This window comes from Rhizobium sp. P1_E1, from assembly GCF_056406015.1.
This window is the reverse complement of the sequence record NZ_JBFUAY010000067.1, coordinates 1-22,291: the sequence shown is the minus strand read 5'-3', so window position 1 is coordinate 22,291 and position 22,291 is coordinate 1. Positions and strand designations below refer to the sequence as shown.

Annotated in this window: 22 protein-coding genes; 18 read left to right on the top strand and 4 right to left on the bottom strand. The window is 61.2% G+C overall.

Annotated elements, in window-relative coordinates; all coding sequences use genetic code 11:
• Positions 1 to 80 precede the first annotated feature (80 nt).
• The 7 genes from AC1D1Z_RS21140 to AC1D1Z_RS21110 all read left to right on the top strand — a co-directional run bounded on the left by AC1D1Z_RS21140 (position 81) and on the right by AC1D1Z_RS21110 (position 7,606).
• The gene (locus AC1D1Z_RS21140) at positions 81 to 1,715 is read left to right on the top strand and encodes an ABC transporter substrate-binding protein (RefSeq protein ID WP_131647038.1); all 1,635 of its coding nucleotides are present in this window, start codon (positions 81 to 83) and stop codon (positions 1,713 to 1,715) included.
• 129 nt (positions 1,716 to 1,844) lie between these two features.
• Complete coding sequence (locus AC1D1Z_RS21135) at positions 1,845 to 2,801, top strand: ABC transporter permease (RefSeq protein WP_003552254.1); 957 nt, start codon at positions 1,845 to 1,847, stop codon at positions 2,799 to 2,801.
• Between the two features lie 2 nt (positions 2,802 to 2,803).
• Positions 2,804 to 3,760 carry an ABC transporter permease gene (locus tag AC1D1Z_RS21130; RefSeq protein ID WP_018246674.1) on the top strand — a complete coding sequence of 319 codons (957 nt, stop codon included), beginning with the start codon at positions 2,804 to 2,806 and terminating at the stop codon, positions 3,758 to 3,760.
• Positions 3,757 to 4,764, top strand: a complete 1,008-nt coding sequence (locus AC1D1Z_RS21125; protein ID WP_018246675.1) for an ABC transporter ATP-binding protein — start codon at positions 3,757 to 3,759, stop codon at positions 4,762 to 4,764. The genes AC1D1Z_RS21130 and AC1D1Z_RS21125 overlap by 4 nt, the downstream gene beginning before the upstream one ends.
• A complete protein-coding gene (locus AC1D1Z_RS21120) occupies positions 4,764 to 5,756 on the top strand; it encodes an ABC transporter ATP-binding protein (protein WP_130654233.1) in 993 nt (330 codons plus the stop codon). The genes AC1D1Z_RS21125 and AC1D1Z_RS21120 overlap by 1 nt, the downstream gene beginning before the upstream one ends.
• Positions 5,753 to 6,817, top strand: a complete 1,065-nt coding sequence (locus AC1D1Z_RS21115) for a four-carbon acid sugar kinase family protein (RefSeq protein ID WP_131647037.1) — start codon at positions 5,753 to 5,755, stop codon at positions 6,815 to 6,817. Before AC1D1Z_RS21120 ends, AC1D1Z_RS21115 begins: the two co-directional genes overlap by 4 nt.
• Positions 6,818 to 6,841: 24 nt before the next feature.
• Positions 6,842 to 7,606, top strand: coding sequence for a FadR/GntR family transcriptional regulator (locus AC1D1Z_RS21110; RefSeq protein WP_003549481.1), 765 nt, complete (start codon positions 6,842 to 6,844; stop codon positions 7,604 to 7,606).
• Between the two features lie 82 nt (positions 7,607 to 7,688).
• Here the strand turns inward: AC1D1Z_RS21110 and AC1D1Z_RS21105 are convergent, their stop codons facing one another.
• Positions 7,689 to 8,141, bottom strand: coding sequence for a DUF421 domain-containing protein (locus AC1D1Z_RS21105; RefSeq protein WP_047620416.1), 453 nt, complete (start codon positions 8,139 to 8,141; stop codon positions 7,689 to 7,691).
• A gap of 10 nt (positions 8,142 to 8,151) precedes the next feature.
• Positions 8,152 to 9,384 carry a protein-L-isoaspartate(D-aspartate) O-methyltransferase gene (locus tag AC1D1Z_RS21100; protein WP_131647036.1) on the bottom strand — a complete coding sequence of 411 codons (1,233 nt, stop codon included), beginning with the start codon at positions 9,382 to 9,384 and terminating at the stop codon, positions 8,152 to 8,154.
• A gap of 442 nt (positions 9,385 to 9,826) precedes the next feature.
• On the opposite strand from AC1D1Z_RS21100, the gene AC1D1Z_RS21095 reads away from it, so the two are divergent.
• Positions 9,827 to 10,738, top strand: coding sequence for an alpha/beta hydrolase (locus AC1D1Z_RS21095; protein WP_131647035.1), 912 nt, complete (start codon positions 9,827 to 9,829; stop codon positions 10,736 to 10,738).
• A gap of 82 nt (positions 10,739 to 10,820) precedes the next feature.
• On the opposite strand, the gene AC1D1Z_RS21090 is transcribed toward AC1D1Z_RS21095, so the two are convergent.
• The gene (locus tag AC1D1Z_RS21090; RefSeq protein ID WP_131647034.1) at positions 10,821 to 11,147 is read right to left on the bottom strand and encodes a type II toxin-antitoxin system RelE/ParE family toxin; all 327 of its coding nucleotides are present in this window, start codon (positions 11,145 to 11,147) and stop codon (positions 10,821 to 10,823) included.
• Positions 11,147 to 11,428 (bottom strand): type II toxin-antitoxin system Phd/YefM family antitoxin, encoded by a 282-nt coding sequence (locus AC1D1Z_RS21085; RefSeq protein WP_018246682.1) that lies wholly within the window; start codon positions 11,426 to 11,428, stop codon positions 11,147 to 11,149. The genes AC1D1Z_RS21090 and AC1D1Z_RS21085 overlap by 1 nt, the downstream gene beginning before the upstream one ends.
• Before the next feature lie 220 nt (positions 11,429 to 11,648).
• Between AC1D1Z_RS21085 and AC1D1Z_RS21080 the strand changes: the two genes are divergently transcribed.
• From AC1D1Z_RS21080 to AC1D1Z_RS21035, 10 genes are all read left to right on the top strand, one after another.
• Complete coding sequence (locus AC1D1Z_RS21080; RefSeq protein WP_131647033.1) at positions 11,649 to 12,641, top strand: LLM class flavin-dependent oxidoreductase; 993 nt, start codon at positions 11,649 to 11,651, stop codon at positions 12,639 to 12,641.
• Between the two features lie 24 nt (positions 12,642 to 12,665).
• Positions 12,666 to 14,015 carry an LLM class flavin-dependent oxidoreductase gene (locus AC1D1Z_RS21075; protein ID WP_477851639.1) on the top strand — a complete coding sequence of 450 codons (1,350 nt, stop codon included), beginning with the start codon at positions 12,666 to 12,668 and terminating at the stop codon, positions 14,013 to 14,015.
• 17 nt (positions 14,016 to 14,032) lie between these two features.
• Complete coding sequence (locus AC1D1Z_RS21070; protein ID WP_477851638.1) at positions 14,033 to 15,232, top strand: M20 aminoacylase family protein; 1,200 nt, start codon at positions 14,033 to 14,035, stop codon at positions 15,230 to 15,232.
• Positions 15,229 to 15,786, top strand: coding sequence for a GNAT family N-acetyltransferase (locus AC1D1Z_RS21065; protein ID WP_026230616.1), 558 nt, complete (start codon positions 15,229 to 15,231; stop codon positions 15,784 to 15,786). The genes AC1D1Z_RS21070 and AC1D1Z_RS21065 overlap by 4 nt, the downstream gene beginning before the upstream one ends.
• Before the next feature lie 37 nt (positions 15,787 to 15,823).
• Entirely contained in the window at positions 15,824 to 17,599 is a 1,776-nt protein-coding gene (locus tag AC1D1Z_RS21060; protein ID WP_131647031.1) for an amino acid ABC transporter permease/ATP-binding protein, read from the top strand.
• Positions 17,600 to 17,691: 92 nt separating this feature from the next.
• Complete coding sequence (locus AC1D1Z_RS21055; RefSeq protein ID WP_065277360.1) at positions 17,692 to 18,636, top strand: ABC transporter substrate-binding protein; 945 nt, start codon at positions 17,692 to 17,694, stop codon at positions 18,634 to 18,636.
• 68 nt (positions 18,637 to 18,704) lie between these two features.
• The gene (locus tag AC1D1Z_RS21050; protein ID WP_477851637.1) at positions 18,705 to 19,640 is read left to right on the top strand and encodes an ABC transporter substrate-binding protein; all 936 of its coding nucleotides are present in this window, start codon (positions 18,705 to 18,707) and stop codon (positions 19,638 to 19,640) included.
• A gap of 7 nt (positions 19,641 to 19,647) precedes the next feature.
• Positions 19,648 to 20,685 carry an LLM class flavin-dependent oxidoreductase gene (locus AC1D1Z_RS21045; RefSeq protein ID WP_018246689.1) on the top strand — a complete coding sequence of 346 codons (1,038 nt, stop codon included), beginning with the start codon at positions 19,648 to 19,650 and terminating at the stop codon, positions 20,683 to 20,685.
• 55 nt (positions 20,686 to 20,740) lie between these two features.
• Entirely contained in the window at positions 20,741 to 21,337 is a 597-nt protein-coding gene (locus AC1D1Z_RS21040) for a 2-hydroxychromene-2-carboxylate isomerase (protein WP_018246690.1), read from the top strand.
• Positions 21,338 to 21,466: 129 nt separating this feature from the next.
• Positions 21,467 to 22,291, top strand: an 825-nt coding sequence (locus AC1D1Z_RS21035) for a fatty acid desaturase (RefSeq protein WP_477851636.1), incomplete at its 3' end; no start/stop codon positions are given.

The window sequence follows — 22,291 nt, the reverse complement described above, 5'->3', positions numbered from 1 at the left end:
AGAGAACGATACGGAACGGATTGTGCTGCGCCTGGCAGGTGCAGGGAGAGCGCTGCCGAATTCACTCTGGGAGGAATGCCATGTCTGATCAATCGGATAAAACCAATATATCACGTCGTAACGCGCTGAAGCTCGGCCTTGCAGCCGGCGTCGGCCTCACCGTATTCGGGATGAATGCCCGCATCGTTATGGCCGATGAAGGCCAGGTCCTGAAGGTCGCAAATCCGGCCTTCGACCAGGACTGGTCGCCGCTGCGCGGCGGCGGCAGGACGTTCCGCTGGAATTCGATCTGGTGGGCATCGCCGATGTATTTCGACAGCCAAGGCAATATCAAGCCCTACGTCTTCACCAGCTGGGAATCGGCCGACAACACTGTCTGGACCTTCAAGCTCGACCCGAAGGCTGTCTTCTCCGACGGCAGCAAGATCACCTCGGCCGATGTCAAGGGGTCGTGGGAAGTCTCCTCGATGCCGAACACCAAGAACCAGCGCGCCGACCAGGTGCTGAGCAGGGTCAAGGGTTACGCCGAAATCGCCGCCGGCTCCGGCAACGAGCTCACAGGTGTCGCGACACCCGACGAGGGAACGGTCGTCGTGACGCTGGCTGCTGCAGACCCGATCTTCTTCATGCGCCTTGCAAACCACATCGCGCCGATCACCAAGGCGTCCCAGTCGCGCGGCAGCGACGGCGAGGAGATCACCGACTGGTACAAGCCTGACAGTAAGCCGGTTTTCTCCGGACCCTTCAAGTTGACGAGCCTCGATATCGATGCCGGCAAGCTTTCTTTCGAGCCGAATGAGAACTTCTTCGGACCGAAGCCAAAGCTTGCCCGCATTGATATCACCTCGATCGAGGACAATGTCACCGCGACCTCGCTCATCAAGTCGGGCGAGTTCAACGCCCATACCGAACTGATCACCTCGACCATTATCCAGGATCTCGGCCCGGAATTTTCCGCCGGCCCGCTGATCCCGACCAGCCAGCACTTCTGGTTCAACATCTCTCGTGCGCCGATGGACGATCCGAAGGTTCGCCAGGCTCTGATCATGGCCGTCGATCGCGATGGCCTGTTCAAGGCCTCCTATCCCGACGGGCCGCATAAGAAGGCGGACCAGATCCTCAACTCGGTCCCGGGTGCGGAGAATTCCGGCTTCGAGCCCTATCCCTATGATCCAGCAGCTGCCAAGAAGCTGCTTGCGGAATCGACCTATGGCGGTCCGGAGCGCCTGCCGAAGATCCTCTTCGTCGGCATCTCGGGGCCGGCCATTCAGGCTGCCGCCCAGTTCATTGCCGAGCAGTGGCGCCAGAATCTCGGCATCACTGCCGTCGACATGAAGCCGCAGCAGGACTCCTATGCCGGTCCGGATCAGAACTCGGTCCAGATCTTCCGCGACGACGTCGGCACACGCGTGCCGGATGCCGTCTCCTATCTGGCAGGCAGCATCGCCTCGACCTCGTCGAACGCCCAGAACAAGCTCGGCGGATACAAGAACGACAAGGTCGACAGTGCCCTTGCCGAAGCGACGACCAAGGCTGCGGATGATCCGCAGCGCATTGCTCTCGCACAGGAAGCTCAGAAGGCGTTCCGTGAGGATTGGGCCTTCATTCCATGGTATTCTCAGGCGATGTCGCGCTGGGCCACCAAGGACGTCAAGGGCCTGGAAAAGAACCTTGACTGGCAGGTCGTCGAACCCTGGAACATTTCCATCGGTTGATCGGCGGAAACCGTCCCTGTCGGCAATAAACCGCGCGAAGGCCGCAAGGCCTTCGCGCAAGTTTCAAGAAGAAGAGATGCGATCGCAGCCAAAAGCGGGAACGCATCGAACAACAGGTGGGAGGTGGCCTTGCTGCGCTACGTGCTAACCCGATTTGCCATCTGGATTCCGTCCGTTCTCGTGGTGATGCTGGCGGTTTACGCGCTGGCCTTCTATGGCGCCGGCGATCCGATCAAGCTGATCTTCCTGCGCGCGCCGGGCGACGTTGCCTATAATCCGCAGCGCATCGAAGCCATTCGCGAAAGTGCCGGCCTCAACAAACCCTTCATCGTCCAGTTCGGCCTTTACATCTGGAACCTGCTACACGGCCAATTCGGCAACTCGCTGACATCGGGCCGTTCCGTCTGGGCGATGGTCTCGGCCGCCGCACCCGTCTCCTTCCAGCTTGCCCTCTGTTCCATCATCCTGACCGCCGTCGTCGCGATCCCGCTCGGCATGATCGCCGCGCTGAACCAGAATTCGCGCATCGACTATGCCATTTTAGGCTCCGCACTCTTCCTCTGGGCGATCCCGGCCTATGTCGCCGGTCCGCTGCTGATGGTCGGCCTCATCGTGCTGCTGCCGGGTGCGAGCGTGCCCTACGGCTGGGGCGGCATCCTCGATGTCCGTATCCTGCTGCCGCTGCTCGTTCTTTCCTTCCAGCCGATCGCGTTGATCGTTCGCCAGACGCGTGCCGCCGTCATCGAGGTGCTGTCGGAGGATTTCGTCCGGACCGCCCGCGCCAAGGGCGTGCCCGAGATCATCGTGGCGTTACGCCATATCCTGCGGCCGGTGCTGACGCCTGTCGTCACGCAGCTCGGCCTGATCATGATAACCATCGTCAACGGCGCAATCTTCGTCGAACTCGTCTTCGGCCTGCCGGGCCTCGGCCGGTTGACGGTGCAGGCGCTGATCAATTCCGATTATCCCGTCATTCTGGCGATCACGCTGATCGGATCGTTCCTGGTGATGGTCTCGAACCTCCTGGTGGATGTGCTCTATCCGCTGCTCGATCCACGCGCCAATGATTCAAGAAGGAGCCGCTGACCATGTCCGCCATCCCTCTTTCCACCATCGAAACCGTCGAAGAGCCGGTCAGCCTGTGGCGCGACGCCTGGTATCGGTTGAAGCGCAACCGGCTCGCCATCTTCGGCCTTGTCGTCGTCGTGATCCTCGCCTTCACGGCGATCTTCGGGCCTTACCTCACGCCTTATGATTATCTGAGCCAGGATCTCAACGCCCGAAACGTCCTGCCGTCGATGAGCCACCTCTTCGGAACCGACGATCTCGGCCGCGACGTCTTCAGCCGTGTGGTCTTCGGCACGCGCACCGCTTTCCTCGTCGCCGTCATCGTCACCGTCTTTGCCGTGCTGATCGGTCTCGTGCTCGGTGCCGTCGCCGGTTTCTTCGGCAATCCGTTCGATCGCGCCATCATGTGGCTAACCGACGTAACGATGTCGGTTCCCAACCTGCTGCTCGTCGTCGTCATCAACGCGTCGTTGAAGTCACCAATCAGCAAATGGATGGAGGCGCGTTACCTCGCGACCCTCAATCCCTTCTACCGCGAAACTATGTGGGTGGATTTCATTCTCGTCTTCGGGTCGATGGCGCTGATCTCCTGGCCGCCTTACGCCCGTCTCGTCCGCGCCCAGGTGCTGTCGATCCGCAGCCGGCCCTATATCACCGCGGCCCAGGCGCTCGGCCTATCGAACTGGATCATCATCAAGCGTTATGTCATTCCGAACGCGCTGGGGCCCTTGATCGTCTCGGTCAGCGCCGGTCTCGGTACGGCGATGGTGCTGGAAAGTGCTTTCAGCTTCCTTGGCGTCGGGGTCAATCCGCCGACGCCGAGCTGGGGCAACATGATCTCGGACGGCCTGCGTGTTTGGCAACATTATCCCCACCTTCTCGCCGCTCCGGCGGCCGTGCTCGGCCTTGCCTCGGTTGCCTTCAGCTTCCTTGGCGACGGTCTCAACGACGCGCTCAATCCGCGGGGCAGCAAATGATGGACACGAAAAACACCAACCGCCTGCTCGATGTCAGGGGCCTCACAGTCGAAATCGATGGCCGCAACGGCCCCGCCATCGTCGTCGACGGCATCGATCTCCATGTCGACAGGGGCGAGACCCTTGGCGTCGTCGGTGAGTCCGGCTGCGGCAAGAGCCTGACGATGCTCAGCCTGATGCGGCTCCTGCCAAACAAGATCAAAGTCACCAAGGGATCGGCCACATTCGACGGCCGCGACCTGCAGACGATGTCGAATAGAGAGCTGCGCAAGGTGCGCGGCGGCGAGATCGGCTTCGTCTTCCAGGATCCGATGACCTCGCTCAATCCGGTGATGCGCGTCGGTGACCAAATCTGCGAGCCGCTGATCTATCACCGCGGAATGAAAAAGGCGGAGGCCCGCAGACGTGCGGTTGAGCTTCTGCGCCTTGTCGGTATTCCTGGCCCGGAAGAGCGCCTGCAGGCCTATCCACACGAACTTTCCGGCGGCATGCGCCAGCGCGTGATGATCGCAATCGGCCTTGCCTGCAATCCGAAGCTTTTGATTGCCGACGAACCGACGACGGCGCTCGACGTCACCATTCAGGCCCAGATCGTCGATCTGGTGAAGGATCTCAGGACCAAGCTCGGCATGTCGGTCGTCTGGATCACCCATGACCTGGCGCTGATCGCCGGCCTCGTCGATCGCGTCGCCGTCCTCTATGCCGGCACGGTGGTCGAGGATGCGCCGGTCGACGAACTCTATGCCCGGCCGAGCCATCCCTATACGCGCGGCCTGCTGTCATCGATCCCGAAGCTCTCGGACCCGCCGGCAAGCCGGCTGAGCTCGATCGGCGGTACGCCGCCGGAGCCTGGCCGCCGGCCGAAGGGCTGTCCGTTTGCGCCGCGCTGCCCGCTTGCCGAAAACATCTGCCACGAAAAGGTGCCGCAGCTCGAACCGCTGAGCGGCAGCAGCAATCACCGCGCTGCCTGTTTCGTCGTCCAGAGAATGCAGGAGGCCGCATGATGGGTGCTCAACCGCTGCTCAAGGTCGAAAACCTGGTCAAGCATTTCCACGTCAAGCTCGGCGCCTTCGGTGAGCGTTCGGCGACCGTCTATGCGCTCGACAATGTCAATCTCGACATCATGGAAGGCGAGACGCTGAGCCTGGTCGGCGAATCCGGCTGCGGCAAGTCGACGACCGGTTTCACCATTCTCAACCTCTACAAGGCGACCAGCGGCAAGGTCGTCTACAAGGGCCAGGATCTCGCGACGCTCGATGAAAAACAGATGCGGCCCTTCCGCCGTGACCTCCAAATCGTCTTCCAGGACCCGTATTCGACACTCAATCCGCGCATGACGGTGGGCGAGGCGATCGGCGAGCCGATCCTCTTCCACAAGCTTTGCACCAAGGCGGAACTGAAGGAGAGGGTGGCGACGCTGCTCACCGATGTCGGCCTGTCCACGCGGTTTGCCCAGCGTTACCCCCACGAGCTTTCCGGCGGACAGCGCCAGCGCGTCGTCATTGCCCGCGCGCTCGCCTGCCAGCCGAAATTCATCGTCTGCGACGAGGCGATTTCGGCGCTCGACGTGTCGATCCAGGCCCAGATCATCAACTTGCTGCTCGATCTGCAGGACAAATACGGGCTGACCTATCTCTTCATCGCCCATGATCTCGCCGTCGTGCGCCACATCAGCACCCGCGTCGGCGTCATGTATCTCGGGCGGCTCGCCGAACTTGCCACCCGCGAGGAACTCTTCGACAATCCGCTGCATCCCTATACCAGGGCGCTGCTGTCGGCCGTTCCGGAGACCGATCCCGAGCATGAGCGCACACGTCAGCGCCAGATCCTGCAGGGTGACGTGCCGAGCCCGCTGAACCCGCCGTCGGGCTGCCGTTTCCACACGCGCTGCCCAATCGCCATGGATGTCTGCAGCAAGGTCATTCCCGCGTGGAAGGAGGCGAAGCCCGGCCACCTCGTCGCCTGTCACGCCGTCAACACCGGACAGACCGCATGACGCTGAAGGCCGTTATCGTCGCCGATGATCTGACGGGTGCGCTCGATACCGGAACGCCCTTCGTCGAAGCCGGCCTTTCGGTTGCGGTCGCCGTCGATGTCGAGGCCGCAGAGGATGCGATCGCCACAGGCTGTGACGTTGTTGTTATCAATATCGCCTCTCGCGCGCTCGGCGAACCGGAAGCTGCCGAGAGGGTCCGCTTCGCGACCGCGGCACTTCGTGGCGTGAAGCCCGCGGTCGTGATGAAGAAGATCGACTCCCGGCTGAAGGGCAATGTCGCGGCGGAAAGCCTGGCGCTGGCCGATGCGCTCGGCATGGAGACTATCCTCGTGGCGCCCGCCATTCCCGATCAGGAGCGTGTGACCTGTAGAGGCTGTGTCGTCGGCCGCGGCGTCGACAAGCCACTGCCGATCGCCGATCTGTTCGAGGGCCGTGCGGGCAATGTTGCCGTTGCCGATGCGGAGGACGATAGTGATCTCGACCAGATCGTTGCCGATCATGACTGGCGGCTGACGCTTGCGGTCGGCGCACGGGGTCTGGGTTCCGCACTTGCCCGTCAACTCGGCGAGACGGGGCGGCAATCGGTGCCGGAGTTTGCGGCGACCCGGCGTACCCTGTTCGCCTTTGGCTCGCGCGACCCGATTACCGCTACCCAGATGGACCGGCTCGAAGCCTCGGGCGTTCTGCGTATGGTGGTTGACGCGCCGATGGGGCAGGTCGAAGGCGGGGAGGGCATGGCGCTGCCGGCGTTGCTGCGCTGCACCGGCGATATGGCAACCGATCCGGCACTTGTCGCCCGCCATTTTGCGGCTGGCGTCAAAACGGCCATCGACGATACCAGGCCTGACATGCTGATGGTCGGAGGCGGCGATACAGCGCTTGCCGTTTTCCAGGCGCTTGATGTCAGGGTGCTGGTGCCGAAGGGCGAAATCGAAGCTGGCGTGCCGTGGTTCGAAGTCACGGCAGCCGACGGGCGGCATTTTCGGTGCGCCGTGAAGTCGGGGGGCTTCGGCAATCCCGATAGTTTGCTAAGACTGGTTCTTTGGAATCGGGCGGCATAGTAAGATACCGCCGGGGAGAATGACGTGGCTGAAGTGAATGGCGAATCTTTGAACGCGGAAGCCGGCCCACCGGGCAAGCCCGAACGCGGCAAGGCCGTCAAGCTGGTCGATCGCGTCTTCGACCAGTTGCTCGAGCGTATCCGCGGCGGAAATTATCCGCCGGATTCCCGCCTTCCCGGCGAGCATGAGCTTGCCTCGATGCTGGGTGTGTCGCGGCCGATCGTCCGCGATGCGCTGGCGCGCCTGCGCGATCAGGGCATGGTCTATGCCCGGCAGGGCGCCGGCACCTTCGTCAGTGCGCATGGATCGCCGACGACGCAGCTTGCCTATTCACCGGTCAAGACGATCGCCGACATCCAGCGCTGCTACGAGTTCCGCCTGACGATCGAGCCGGCGGCGGCCTATTTTGCCGCAAAACGCCGCAATGAGCAGGCCATTCAGAAGATCGCCAGCGCGCTTGCGGATCTGCGTGAGGCGACCAGCCACCAGCTTCATCGCACCGACGCCGATTTTCTCTTCCACCGCGCGGTGACGGAGGCTGCCAACAATCATTATTACACGGCCTCGATCGATGCGCTGAAGGCCCATATCGCAGTAGGCATGCATCTCCACGGTCTCTCTTTGCTCGGCCCTCGCCAAGGGTTGGAACAGGTCTACGAAGAGCACAACGCCATCTACAAGGCGATCGCCGATGGCCGGCCTGACGATGCACAAAGACTGATGAAGGCGCATCTCGAAGGCTCCCGGGACCGTCTGTTCGAGGGCAGGGTGCTCGACCTATCCTTCTGACGCGCATTCCAAGCGGCTATCAACTCAAAAATGGTAGAGAGTTCATGCCCTTAACTCTGGATGTCTCCTTCGTCGTCAATTGTCAGCCGGATTTCTGCTTCTTGATGATACTGATGTTGCCGCTTACTTCGAGGATCGCAAATTTTATCTCCCCCACGCTCTCGATGCCTTCCTGGCTTCGAGCCGCTTGCATGACGTCTTCCTTCTGCAGCCGGGCGCCTCTGAGCGCGCGTTCGTCGTAGACGCCATCCGTCACCAGAATGGTTGGAACGCCATCGATGATATGAGCTGCGCGAGGCCACCACCTCTTCACGTAAGACAGGCCGATGTCGGTCGTAAACAGTGTGAGGATCAAGATGACGGCGTTGGTGATCGAGAAGTCATCGCCTAGCATCGCCTGCTGGGTGGTTTCGGAGATCACCAGCACGATCACCAGATCGAACGGTGTCATCTGGGCCAATGTCCGTCTTCCCGACAAGCGGATGATCACGAGCAGGGTGAAATAGATTGCCAGTCCGCGTAATACCGCATCCACCGTGCTGTCCTCATGGAAAGATGAAAGTGGATTGGGTGCGGGTCTCCCCGCCCATGCCAATGGTGGCGCGAAGAGGGCCGGGGAGTTGCGTTTGCAGACGGAAGACGATCTGCGTCGGCCCTGCCGGGTCGGCGGGGAACACGTAGCCTATCCGGCCCGCGCGCGCGAAGGTCGCTTTTTGGGGCGGGTCGACGCCTTGGATCGAAAAGGTTTGAAGAAAGGCGGGATCTATCGTGAATATCCTGTCTTCGGACGACGGCGTGAAGGTCACCGTCATATCCTCGGGAGCATTCCATCGGGAGATGACGGGAAAGTCCACGGACCCTTCGGGCAGTATGAGTGTTTGCCGCGAAAACGGACCGCCTCTTCCAAGCAGACCCAGCAAGCAGGTCAGCAGAAGAAGCGTAAAAACGATCCAGGAAAAACGTTGAACAGCCCAGAACCGTTGCTGAAATTCGCTATGATCGAGCACACCTTCCGGCAGCGTGGGCAATGCGTCTATCTTTCCGATTCCCCCTCCCTGTACGTCTTGCGGAGAGCTTGGCTCGGGGGCAACCGTTCCCGGCAATGAGGGGGCCGTCGCCGTATACATCGGATGGGAAGCGGTCCAGGCGTCTTCGCCGATCAAGGGAACGAAGAGTACCCCGCCGAGATCTTCTTCCTCGAATGCGGTGGCGCCGGTGCGCGTGAGGCGTTTCAGGCGCTGCCCATCACCGCGGCCGACCGGGATGATGAGCCGCCCTCCGAGCCCCAGTTGTTCCCTCAAGGCGGATGGCACCTCTGGTGCGCTTGCAGAAACAATAATGGCGTCGAAGGGGGCGGCTTCCGCCCAGCCCCTGCTGCCATCGCCCACGCGAACGTCAATGTTGCGGTATCCCAGTTTCTCGAACCGTTCCTTGGCCTCGAGCGCCAGTCTTTCATGGCGCTCGATGGAGTAGACATGCCTGGCTATCCGGCTCAGAAGGGCTGAAGCGTAGCCGGAACCTGTTCCGACCTCGAGCACCGTGTCGCCGGCATCCAGTTTGGCCTTTTCGAGCATCAAAGCCACGATAAACGGCTGCGAGATTGTCTGGCCTTCGCCGATCGACAGGGGCGCATCCTCATAGGCGAATTCCTCGGAGCCCGGAGGAACGAATTTTTCGCGCGGCACCGTGCGCATCGCTTCGGTCACACTTGGATCGCGAATGCCACGACGCGTAACGTGGTGCTCCACCATGCGATCTCGGATGCGCGTCATGTCCATGGATCAGTTCCACTGTCGCCGACTGCACCTTGGAAAACTTCCGGGTGGTGCAGAATGTAAAACAAATGGGCGACCGGGGAGTTCCTGAGAGGAGCAGGTTTTCCGCAAAGGCGTCCTCCACGAGTTCATGACCTTCAATGCCGGAATAAGCGGCGCTTTATTGGACTTCTCCCGGAATGTCGCACCCCGCGTTGAATGTCGCGGCCGGCCATCGAACAGCGGGACCGACGGCTCGATAGCTCCGGGTCTTCAAATCATGCCTGGAACTAGGTTAGATCAGCCTCTGTAAACGTGAACCGTGATCGCCATGATGCGCTTTCGTGAAAGTCGGGATATCAGCAAGAGTTGCACCGACCTGGAAAGCTCTGAAACCCGCCCATGAACCACACCGACATCAGTTTCCCTTCCCTGTCCCTTTCTTCAAACATCAGAAAACATGCTCATGACTAATCCTACCAGCGTCTATTCGATGCCCGGAACGTGTTTTTTCGATCTGGCTCCTGCCGCGGGCGGCGAGCCCTATCGCATATTCCTTTCCATTCCGGCAGAGAGACCGCCGGCGAAAGGATGGCCGCTTCTCGTTATGACCGACGGCAACGCCACTTTCCCCTTCGCGGTTGCCAGCTTGGTCACGCAGGCACCTTATCCCACGGGAACGAATGTCGGCTGGGGGGTGATCGCGGCGATCGGCTACCCGTGCGACGAGCCCTATGATCCGCTCCGCCGGTCTTGGGACCTGGGGCCCCCGCCGGTTAAATCCTATCCGCCCTTCGTTGAGGGCGGTCCGCCGGTTGTCATCGGCGGGACCGGTGAGCTGCTCGATTTCATCGAGAACGAGCTTATACCGCGGATTGCAGAGATGGTGATCCTGGATCCGATGCGCCGATCGCTTTTCGGACATTCCTTCGGTGGCCTCTTTACTCTCTATGGCCTGTTCGAGCGTCCAGGTCTGTTTGCCAATTGGATTGCGGCCAGCCCGACCATCTATTGGGAGAACGGTGAAATCCTCAAGAATGAGGCGCGCCGTCAAGTCATACCGGGAAATGCACCCTTCCTGCATTTGTCTGCCGGAGAACACGAAGGCGATGAGCTGGCACCCTTCCAGTACCGGAACGAGGATGCCCCTGCGCGTCTGGAGAAGAGGAAGACGGAGCGGACTGTCCTCCTGGCGCGGGAGATGGCGGAGCGACTAGACGGGGCCGCCGACGGATTGCGTACCGAATTCGAGCTTTATGCCGGYGAGACCCACATGTCCGTTCTTGCGGCGGCCGTGAATCGCGCGGTGAGCATTGCGTTCGCCGTCCAGGGTTTGACCGACAGGGAAGCGAAAACGGAGAATTCGCGATCGGCTTGATGCTGATGGCGCTTCTGCGGCCAAATGCGCCGGCCGGACGGAAGGTTGGACAGTGTTCAGCCTCCGTGTGGGCAGCGTGTGGCTAGGCGCGGATGAGCCTTCGCTCCAGAAAACTCTGCATGTCGCGACGTCCGTCTACGACGCAGTAGACGACGACGTCCGTGCCCAGGATCCGATAGATCATGCGCCACGGCTTATGGTGCAGTTCCCGATATTCGGAAATTCCGATCCCCGCCAACTCCTTCGGAATATTTCCGCGGGCGGGGAATTCTTCAAGCTCGGCGCAGGCGCTCTCGATCTCCGTCAGAATGCGCTCTGCCGTCTCGGCGCCGTCGCGACCGGCGATAAAGCGATAGAGATCTTCGATGTCGCGTTCCGCATCCTCGGCGAAAAGAACACGATATGGCATCAGGATTGGCTGTCCGCCAGACGTTTGCGGATGCGCGCAAAGGATTCCGCAGCAGGGCGCAGTTTGCCCTCCTCGATTTGCCGGTTGGTGAGCGCCAGCACCTTCAGGAGCGCCAGTGTCTCCTGGGTTTCTTCATATTGGCCGACGTCCTGAAGGATAGCTTTCGCTTCTCCGTGAAGCGTAATGACGACCGGCTGCGGGTTATCCTTCAATGTCCGGATGATCTCGGGCGCATGCGCCTTGAGATAGCTGATCGGCTTGACCTGTTCTGACAGCTTCATTCGGCTACTCCCTTTCGACCAGAATATAGACCATCAAGTGGTCGATTGAAAGAAGCCTTTCAGTGGCGGCGAGACACATTCGCAGCATCCGATTTTCCATCTTGGGTGCGGCCGCTTTTTTCACGCAACGCGTTCGAAAGAGAATGTCATTTCTTATAATTGAGTTTGTCTACTGATTTTATAGACTACACTTTGCAACCAAGGATCGGATCGTGGTGCCATGACCTACCTCCTCAGTCTTCTCGACAAAAGCCCGATCGAACAGGGTCTAACGGCCGCGGATGCGCTGCGGGCGACGGTAAAGATTGCCGGCCGGGCCGAGGAACTCGGTTATCACCGTTTCTGGGTCGCCGAGCATCATAATATGTCCAATCTGGCGAGCTCGGCGCCAGAGGCGYTGATCGCCTATCTTCTCGCCAGGACATCGAGGATCCGCATCGGTTCCGGCGGCGTCATGCTGCAGCACTACAGCGCCTATAAGGTTGCGGAGACCTTCAATCTTCTGGCATCGCTTGCGCCCGGCCGCGTCGATCTCGGTGTCGGCAAGGCGCCGGGCGGTTTTCCGCTCTCGACACGCGCCCTGCAGCTTGCCGTCGATCCGGCCAGAAAGCCGGATTTCGCGAGCCAGCTTTCCGATCTCAACACATATCTCGCTGCGGACCCGAATTACGACGGCGCGCAGGCAACGCCTTTCCCGCCGACTGCGCCTGAGCGTTTCCTGCTCGGCGCCAGTGTCGAAAGCGCCGAACTCGCTGCCGAGAAGGGCTGGGAACTCGTTTTCGCCGGTCACCTGAACGGCGATCCTGACAATCTGCGCAGGACCTTCGAGGCCTATGAGCGGGCGTCCGGCGGCAAGCGCCCGATCCTGGCGCTCGCCGCCTTCGCCTCCGAAAGCGAGGACTATGCCCGCGAGCGCGTCGGCAATCTGCGCATCGTCAAGGTGTTCCTGCCGAACGGCCAGACCGTCAATGTCGGCAGCGAGGAGCAGGCGGCCGAATTCGCCCGCCAGGCCGGCGTCACCGATTACGGCATCGAGGAGAAGGTGCCTAGCGTGCTGCATGGCACGGCGGAGCAGATCCGCAAGGAGCTGGACGAACTTCACCGCCGCTATGGGGTCAAGGAGTTCGTGCTGGACACGCCGGCGCTTTCGGTTGCCGAGCGCCTGGCTTCCATCGAGCTGCTCGCCAAGGAGCGGCTTTCCCTCGTCGCCTGATCGTTTCCAAGGAGGATTGATCCCATGACTCAGAAACACGTCACGTTCGGCATCATGCTGCAGGGTCCCGGCGGTCACATGAATGCCTGGAAACACCCAAGCGGACCGGCGGATGCCAGCGTCAATTTCGATTTCTTCGTCAAGACGGCGCGCAAGGCGGAGGCGGCCGGCATCGCTTTCGCCTTCGTCGCCGACGGGCTCTACATCAACGAGCAGTCCATTCCGCATTTCCTCAACCGGTTCGAGCCGATCGCCATTCTCTCGGCGCTCGCCGCCTCGACCTCGAAGATCGGCCTCGTCGGCACGGTCTCGACCTCCTACAGCGATCCCTTCACCATCGCCCGCCAGTTCGCCTCGATCGATCTCATCAGCGGCGGCAGGGCAGGGTGGAATGCGGTGACCTCGCCGCTCGAAGGCTCGGGGCGCAATTACAGCCGCGAACATCCCGAACACGAATTGCGCTACGAGATCGCCGAGGATTATATCGATGCGATCAAGGGCCTGTGGGATTCCTGGGACGACGACGCCTTCGTCCGCAATCGTGAGACCGGCGTCTTTGTCGACAAGACGAAGATGCATCGCCTCAACCACAAGGGCCGTTTCTTCCGCGTCGAGGGGCCGCTCAACATCGGCCGTTCCAAGCAGGGCCAACCCGTCGTTTTCCAGGCCGGCGCCTCGGATTCCGGCATCAGGCTCGCCGGCAAGCATGCCGACGCGGTCTTCACCAATGGCGGGCCGTTCGAAGAAGCACAGGCCTTCTACCGCCAGCTCAAGGACAGCGTGATTGCCCATGGCCGCAGTGCCGCGGAAGTCGGTATCTATCCAGGTATCGGGCCGATCGTCGGTGCGACGCAGGAAGAGGCGGAAGCCAAGTATCAGGCGATTCGCAACCTCGTCACCACAGAGGAGGCACTGCTCTATCTCGGCCGCTTCTTCGATCATCATGATTTCAGCGTCTATCCGCTCGACGCGCCATTCCCCGAACTCGGCGATATCGGCAGGAACAATTTCCGCGCCACCACCGACCGCATCAAGAAGACGGCGCGGGAGAAAGGTCTGACGCTCCGCCAGGTCGCGCTTGATTCGGCAACGCCGCGCACGCCCTTCATCGGCACGGCGGAGCATATCGCCGACGAAATCATCCGCTGGGTGGACCATGGCGCTGCCGATGGCTTCATCCTCGGTTTCCCTGTCATCGCCGAGGGCTTCGACGATTTCTCGAGATATGTTCTGCCGATCCTCACGCAGCGCGGCTATTTCGATCCCGTCCTGAAGGGCGAGACGCTGCGCGACCATCTCGGTCTGCCCTTCCGTGAAAGMCGCTACACGGCGGGCGCAGATCAGGTCGAGCGCGGAAAGGCTGTCGGCGCCTGAGGCGCCGACGAACCGTCATGAACATCATCGCCCAGAACCCAAGCAGCAACGATCCTGTCGACAAGGGCATCGCCACCTATCTCGACGAGATCATCGCGCTTCGCCACGATCTGCATCAATATCCGGAGCTTGCGTTCCAGGAGCTCAGGACCAGCAAGCTTGTGGCATCCCGCCTTTCCTCCTGGGGCTATGAGGTGGCGACGGGCATTGCCGGAACCGGCATCGTCGCCACCCTCAGGCGCGGCGAGGGGAAAAAGCGGATCGGCATCCGCGCCGACATGGACGCGCTGCCGATCGAGGAGGCAACTGGTCTTGCCTATGCCAGCAGCAACCCCGGCGTCATGCATGCCTGCGGCCATGACGGGCATACGTCGATCCTGCTCGCTGCCGCGCGTTATCTCGCCGAAAGCGGCAATTTCAGCGGCACGTTGCGGCTGATTTTCCAGCCCGCTGAGGAAATCGGCGCCGGCGCCCGCAAGATGATCTCGGAAGGCCTGTTCGAACGGTTTCCTGTCGATGCGGTCTTCGGGCTGCACAACTGGCCGGGTGTTCCCGCGGGACAATTCGGCTTCGTTAGCGGCCCCGCCATGGCCTCGGTCGATCAGGCGGTGATCAAGATCATCGGCAAGGGCGGCCACGGCGCCGAACCGCACCGCGCCGTCGATCCGGTGCTCGCCTCGGCCTCCTTTATCACCGCCCTGCAGAGCGTCGTCTCGCGCAATGTCGACCCGCAGGATATGGCGGTCGCGACCGTCGGCTCGATCCATGCCGGCTCCGCCTCAAACGTCATCCCCGAAAGTGTGGAGATGAAGCTCACCATGCGGGCCTTCAGCGAGACGGTCCGCCAGCTGTTGCGAGAGCGCATTCCCGCACTTGCACGCGCCCAAGCCGAAAGCTTCGGCGCCGAGGCGGATGTGAATTACCGCCTCGGCTTTCCGGCGCTGATCAACCATGCTGCGGAGACGGCCTYTGCCCGCGACGTCGCCTACGACGCACTCGGCCCCGCGGCGGTCGAGAAGGATTTCCGGCCGAGAACCGCAAGCGAGGATTTTGCCTTCATGCTGCAGGCAAATCCCGGCAGCTATCTCTTCGTCGGGAATGGCGACAGCGCTCCTCTCCACAGCGCCCACTACAATTTCAACGACGCGATCATCGCGCCCGCCGCCCGCTACTGGGTGCGGCTCGCCGAAACCTTCCTCACTGATGACAACGGGTGATGAACGATATGAGCGATACGTTTCTGTATACTAGCCCTCTCGACCCGCGCGCCAAGCCGCTGATCGATGAATTGATCTACGAATACGACAGCCGTTACGGCAACTATTTCAATGCCGAAGGTGCTGCGGCCGAGCTCAACCGTTATCCTCCTGAGGCTTTTGCGCCGCCTCAGGGCAATTTTCTCCTGTTGATCCGTGATGGTGAAACCATCGGCGGTGGTGCCTTCAAGAACTATGACGACCGCACGGCCGAGTTCAAACGCATCTGGACGCGCTCCGATCTGCGCCGTCAGGGCCTTGCCCGCAAGGTGCTGGTGGAGCTGGAGGCCCAGGCCGCTCGCCAGGGCTATTCCCGCATCTATCTGACGACCGGCTTTCGCCAGCCCGAGGCCGTCGGCCTCTATCTGAACTACGGCTACACCGCTCTCTTCGACACATCCGCCGATCCCGAGATCTACAAGAGCCTGCCCTTCGAGAAGGACATCACTCATCTCGCTGAGCCTGCTCACGAAGATGCCGAACCGCGCCTGCGCGTGGCCGGTGCAAATTTCTGAAAACGGCAAAGACCGACAATCATAAAAGGGAAGCACAATGGCACTGACGACGGATTTCGCCGGCATCGACGCCGGCAGCAGGACGGCAGAATCGAAGGATCATTCCCGTTACCGCATCGTGCCGGCGCGCCATCCGGGCCGCCTGGCAGGCACGATCTTTGCTGCCATCGTCATCGTCGCCGTGCTCTATTCCATCTTCACCAATCCGCGCTGGGGTTGGGGCGTCTTTGCTGAATGGTTCTTTGCCGAACCAGTCCTCGTCGGTCTCGGCAGGACGCTGCTTTTGACCGTGCTTGCCGCCATATCCGGCTCCATCCTCGGAACGGCCCTGGCGCTTGCCCGCGTTTCCAAGTCGCCGCTTCTCTCCAGTCTCTCCTGGGGCTATATCTGGCTGCTGCGCTCAATCCCGGTCATCGTGCTGCTGCTGATATTGAACAATCTCGGCTACCTCTATGAGACGATCAAGATCGGCATTCCCTTCACCGATACAGTCTTCCTCGACTATCCCACCGTGCAGCTGCTGACGCCCTTTGCCGCCGCCTTTCTCGGCCTGACGCTCAACCAATCGGCCTTCTTCGCCGAGATCGTGCGCGGCGGTATTCTCTCGGTGGATCACGGACAGTTGGAGGCCGCCGCAGCACTCGGTCTGCCGCGCCGCCGCCAGGCCTTCCGCATCGTGCTGCCGCAGGCCATGCGCTCGATCCTGCCGACCGGCTTCAACGAACTCATCGGACTGGCGAAGAGCACCTCCATGGTCTACGTGCTGGCGCTGCCGGAGCTCTTCTATACGGTCCAGGTGATCTACCGCCGCAATCTCGAAGTCATTCCGCTGCTGATGGTTGCGACCGTCTGGTATCTGATCATCATGACGGTGCTGTCGATCGCTCAGCGCTATATCGAACGCTACTTCTCCAAAGGCGCCGTGCGCAATCCGACGCCGTTGCCCTTTCAGTCATTTTTCGAGCGTTTCCACCGTCCGCTGCCTGTCCTCGATACGGTGACCGACACCGTGCGCAAGATCGGTTTCCAGGATGCGGCGACGCTGCGGGCCGCAGGCGGCGCGGTGCGCATTCACGGCATTTCCAAAAGCTTCGGCTCGCTGAAAGTGCTCGATGATGTCGAGCTCAGCCTTCCCGCCGGCAGCGTGACCGCCATCCTCGGTCCGTCCGGTTCGGGCAAGTCGACGCTTCTGCGCGCCATCAACCACCTGGAACGTGTCGATGAGGGGTTCATCTCGGTGGACGGCGATTTCGTTGGCTACAGCAGGAAGGGCGATACGCTCTACGAGCTCAAGGAGAAGGATATCCTCAAACGCCGCGCCGATATCGGCATGGTCTTCCAGAGCTTCAATCTCTTCCCGCATCTGACCGTGCTCGAAAACCTCATCGAGGCACCGATCCAGGTTCGCGGCATCGGCCGTGAGGACGCCGTGCAGCTGGCGCAGGAGCTGCTGGCACGCATCGGCCTCAGCGACAAGATCAATGCCTATCCGCGCCAGCTTTCCGGCGGCCAGCAGCAGCGTGTGGCGATCGCCCGCGCACTGGCGCTCCGCCCGAAGGTGCTGCTCTTCGACGAGCCGACCTCGGCGCTCGATCCCGAGCTCGTCGGCGAAGTGCTCGACGTCATCCAGGAACTTGCCCGCACCGGCACGACGCTTGTCATCGTCACCCATGAGGTCGGTTTTGCCCGCGAAGTCGCCGACACGGTCGTCTTCATGGAAAGCGGCCGCATCCTGGAGGCTGGCCCGCCGGCCCGCATCTTCGCACAAGCGGAACATCCCCGTACGCGGGAATTCCTCGCCAAGGTTCTCTAGCGCCTGATAGCGCTGGCGAAATGCCGGGCCGCGACGGRCTGCTCCGGCCGAATAACAATAACCACAACCTAAAGATGAAATGGAGAAGGGGCATGACATTTACAGATAGGGCAAGGCTTCTGATAGCGGGAGCCGTCACCATTGCCGCGATCGGTTTCGGTTCCGCTCAGGCGCAGCAGAAGTTCGATCTCAGCCCCGAGCAGCCCAACCGGCTGCGGGTGGAAAAGAACGAGAAGCGCATTGCCGAAGTCAAGGACTTCAAGTTCGTCGAAAGTGGCGTCTTCACCGTCGGCATCAGCTCGAGCGGCAATCTTCCGCTGCATGATTATGCCTCCGATTCCAAGACGGTTATCGGTTACGACGTCGACCTGGCGCAGGCGATTGCCGACAGYCTGGGCCTGAAGCTCGAGCTCGTTTCCGTCGCCTGGGCCGATTGGCCCCTGGGGCTGACCTCTGGAAAGTTCGACGCGGTGATCTCCAACGTGACGGTCACGGAAGAGCGCAAGGAGAAATTCGATTTCTCGACCTATCGCAAGGACGAGCTTGGCTTCTACGTCAAGTCCGACAGCTCGATCACCTCGATCAAGCAGCCGAAAGATATTGCCGGTCTGAAGGTCATCACCGATGCCGGCACGAACCAGGAGAAGATCCTGCTGGAATGGGATCGTGAGAATGTCGCCGCCGGCCTGAAGCCGATCGAGGTGCAATATTATGACGACGATGCGGTCAAGGATCTTGCCGTCCAGTCGGGCAGAGCAGACACGGTCTTCAGCGTGAACGCGACGCAGGCCTATTCGGCGGGGATCAACGGCAAGACCAAGCTCGTCGGCACCGTCAGCGGCGGTTGGCCGATCACCGCAGAAATTGCCGTCACCACGCGCAAGGGCAGCGGCCTGGCCGCGCCCTTGACCGATGTCGTTAACGACTTGATCGCCAGCGGTGCTTACCGGAAGATCCTCGATACGTGGAACCTCGGTCCGGAGGCGATCGACAAGGCCCAGACCAACCCACCGGGCCTGCCGAAGAGCGGCTCCTGATCGATCCCTATTGGGCCGGCGGCAATGCTGCCGGCCATTCTTGCCTGACAATTTGGAGATTGAAGACGATGATTGCCTTTCCGGCATTCCGGACCCTGCTGATCGCCGCCATGGCGTCGGCCCTTTTCTTCGGCGCAGCTCATGCAGCCGAGGATTTCGACCTCAGCCCAGAGCAGCCAGGCCGGCTTCACGCCGCCAGGAACGATGCGGCGATTGCCGCAATCCCCAGTGAATTCAAGTTCGTCACACCTGGCAAGTTCACCATCGCCGTCAGCCCCGGCGGCCCGCCGCTTGCGACCTATGCCACGGACGCCAAGACCGTGGTCGGGGCAGATCCCGATTATGCCTATTCCATCGCCGACAGCCTTGGCCTGACACTGGAGATCGTGCCGGTCGCCTGGATCGACTGGCCGCTCGGCCTCGCCTCGGGCAAGTATGATGCCGTCATCTCCAATGTTGGGGTCACCGAGCAGCGCAAGGAAAAATTCGATTTTTCCACCTACCGCCAGGGCCTGCATGGTTTCTTCGTAAAATCCGACAGTCCTATCACCTCGATCAAGGAGCCCAAGGATGCGGCGGRCCTCAGGATCGTTGTCGGGGCCGGCACCAACCAGGAGCGTATCCTGGTGAAATGGAGCGAGGAAGATGTCGCAGCGGGCCTGAAACCGATCGAGCTGCAATATTACGACGACGAGGCGGCAAGCCTTCTCGCGCTGCGTTCCGGCCGGGCCGATGTCATCGTCCAGCCGCATGCACAGCTCGTCTTCATCGCCGCGCGCGACAAGAACATCAAACGCGTCGGCACGCTGAGCGCCGGCTGGCCGGATCGCTCGGACGTCGCGATCACCACTCGCAAAGGAAGCGGACTGGCCGATGCGCTCACCATTGCCACCAACGGTCTGATCAAGGACGGCACCTACGGGAAGATACTCGACCACTGGCATCTCTCCGAGGAAGCCCTGCCGGCATCCGAGACCAACCCGCCCGGCCTGCCGAAATACTGATCATCGGATGGCACGCGTGGGCAACATATCCATCAGCCATATCGGCTTCCTCACACCCGGCAATTATCCCGACGGCGATCCTTTGTCGGGCTTGGAGCAGACGCTTGAGCAGCTGCAATATGGCGAAGATCTGGGCTTCGACAGTGCCTGGGTCCGGCAGCGGCACCTGGAGCCTGGAATCTCTTCCGCGAGCGCCTTCCTGGCGGCGGCGACGCAGCGAACCAGCCGGATCGAGCTTGGAACCGCGGTCATCCCGATCGGTTACGAGAGCCCTTACCGGCTGGCCGAAGATCTCGCCACCGTCGATGTTCTGTCGCGCGGGCGGCTGAATATCGGCGTCAGCGCCGGCCGGCCGCTGCACGCCGAGCTGATCGCTCCGCTTGTCTTCGACGGCGACTGGACGGGTTACGATTTCTCGCATGATCGCGTGCTGCGMTTTGCCGACAATCTGCGTGGCACTTATCTCGGCGACGAGCAGACCTTGATCAAGACGCCCTTCGGTCCGCAGCGGCCACGGCTGCAGCCCTATGCCAAGGGCCTGATCGACCGGATCTGGTATGGCGGCGGGTCGCAGCGCTCGGCCGAATGGGCCGGCCGCAATGGCTTCAACCTGTTGACCGGCAATGTGATAACGGGCGACGGGACCGATGATTTCTTCACCGCGCAATCGCGGCTGATCCAAACCTATCGCGCCGCCGGCACGCAGCGCCGGGTCGCGCTGGGCCGCGTCATCGTGCCTTTCGATAGCGCCGATGCCGCAACGCGGCGCCGGTATCGAGACTATGCCGATGGCCGTCATGAGCGAACCCTTTCACCGCAGGGCGAGCGGCGCACCCTGTTCGCCCGTGATGTCGTCGGCACCTCGGACGAGATATTGGCGCAGCTTTTTGCCGATCCGATCTTGCCTGAGGTCGGCGAGTTGAGGCTGGAGCTCCCTTACGAGTTCGAGCACGAGGAGTATCGCCAGATTCTCCACGACTTCGTGACGCTGATCGCACCGGAACTCGGATGGAAAGCCCAATCCGAAGTTAGATCCGCTTCCTGAAAATGCCGTCGACCATTCGATGCCAGAACAATCACCTCGTAGGGAACATGCATCAGTGACCAAATCAGTAGAGTACTTCTTTTCTATCGGCTCGCCCTGGTCCTACATCGGCTTCGACGTCTTCGCCGAACTTGCGGCAAAGAACGACGTCGTCATCACGCCCTATTTGACGACGGTGGTCGAGGAAAATGGCGGTATCTTTTCGCGCAATCGCCCGGAGATCCGGCGCGCTTACTGGACGCGGGACCTCAAGCGCTGGGCGCGCGTGCGCGGCAAGGAACTGCGGCTCGAACATCGCCCGGATTTGAGCGATCCGACGCCGGCGTCCCTCTTCGTGATTGCGGCCTATCTCGACGGACAGGATTGGATCGGCGTTGCTCGCGCCCTGCAGCATGCCTTCTGGAGCGAAGCGAGGGATATCGGCAAACCCGACGTGCGCGAGGCGATCGTGACATCAGCGGGTTTCGACGGCGCAACACTCCTCCGGCGACAAGCCGACGACGATGTCCAGAACAAATGGTCGGCAGACCGCGTGCATGCGCGCGACAGCGGCGTCTTCGGCTTTCCCACCTATGTCTATGATGGCGAGATCTATTGGGGACAGGACAATTTGCCCTTCCTTGAACGCCATCTTCGCGGCGACAAGCCTTAGACTCGAGCGAGCAATCCGATCGGATTGAGACGGATTTTTTCAAATAAGTCTATAAAATAGATAGGCATTATTCTCTATCGCTGATGCCCTGCGATAGATTGGTGTGGTTGATGGGGAAAAATCACACGCATGCTCGACAGGACTTCGCAGGCCGCCGGAACCATTCTTCCGTCGCGTTCGACGGAATGGCCGACCGTCATTCTCGCACTCGTCATCCATGGCGGATTTCTTGCGCTCACCTGGTGGTGGCAATCATTGCCGCTGATCATGGCCGTGATCGCCGGAGGCTGGCTGATTGCCTGGCACGGATCCCTTCAGCACGAAGTCATTCACGGCCATCCAACGGGAAACCAAAGGATAAACGACGCGATCGGGTCGATACCGCTGTCGCTGTGGCTGCCTTATCCGATCTATAGGGAAAGCCATCTGGAGCATCATCGCGACGAATATCTGACCGATCCGATCGAAGATCCGGAATCCTCCTATTTTACCAAGGCAACCTGGGACCAGCTCGGCGCGACCGGCAGGTCGCTGGCGCGGTGGAATACCACCCTGTTCGGCCGTTTGACCATCGGCCCTGCGGTGATGCTTTTGAGTTTCCTTGGACAGGAAGGGCAGCTAGTACGGGCGAACGAACCGGGACGACGGCGGATATGGGGTGTGCACGGCATCGGTGTCGCCGCCGTTCTTTTCTGGGCGACCGTCGTCTGCGGCATGCCGCTTTGGCTTTATCTCGGTTTCGTCTATACGAGTGCTGCGATGACGCGGCTCAGATCCTATGCTGAGCACAGATATGCCGAAAGCCATGAGGAACGCACCGCCATCGTCGAAAACAGCTATCTCTTCGGCTTGCTGTTTCTCTACAACAACCTGCACGTTCTCCATCATCGCCGGCCGGGCATCTCCTGGTATCGCCTTCCGGCGGTCTATCGCAAAAACCGCGAAACGCTTGTC

Bases quoted from the DNA above. Each gene is read 5' to 3' on its own strand.
- AC1D1Z_RS21060 (WP_131647031.1), top strand. From the start codon at position 15,824: ATGGCACTGACGACGGATTTCGCCGGCATCGACGCCGGCAGCAGGACG.
- AC1D1Z_RS21120 (WP_130654233.1), top strand. From the start codon at position 4,764: ATGGGTGCTCAACCGCTGCTCAAGGTCGAAAACCTGGTCAAGCATTTC.
- AC1D1Z_RS21140 (WP_131647038.1), top strand. From the start codon at position 81: ATGTCTGATCAATCGGATAAAACCAATATATCACGTCGTAACGCGCTG.
- AC1D1Z_RS21100 (WP_131647036.1), bottom strand. From the start codon at position 9,384: ATGGACATGACGCGCATCCGAGATCGCATGGTGGAGCACCACGTTACG.
- AC1D1Z_RS21090 (WP_131647034.1), bottom strand. From the start codon at position 11,147: ATGCCATATCGTGTTCTTTTCGCCGAGGATGCGGAACGCGACATCGAA.
- AC1D1Z_RS21130 (WP_018246674.1), top strand. From the start codon at position 2,804: ATGTCCGCCATCCCTCTTTCCACCATCGAAACCGTCGAAGAGCCGGTC.
- AC1D1Z_RS21125 (WP_018246675.1), top strand. From the start codon at position 3,757: ATGATGGACACGAAAAACACCAACCGCCTGCTCGATGTCAGGGGCCTC.
- AC1D1Z_RS21115 (WP_131647037.1), top strand. From the start codon at position 5,753: ATGACGCTGAAGGCCGTTATCGTCGCCGATGATCTGACGGGTGCGCTC.
- AC1D1Z_RS21085 (WP_018246682.1), bottom strand. From the start codon at position 11,428: ATGAAGCTGTCAGAACAGGTCAAGCCGATCAGCTATCTCAAGGCGCAT.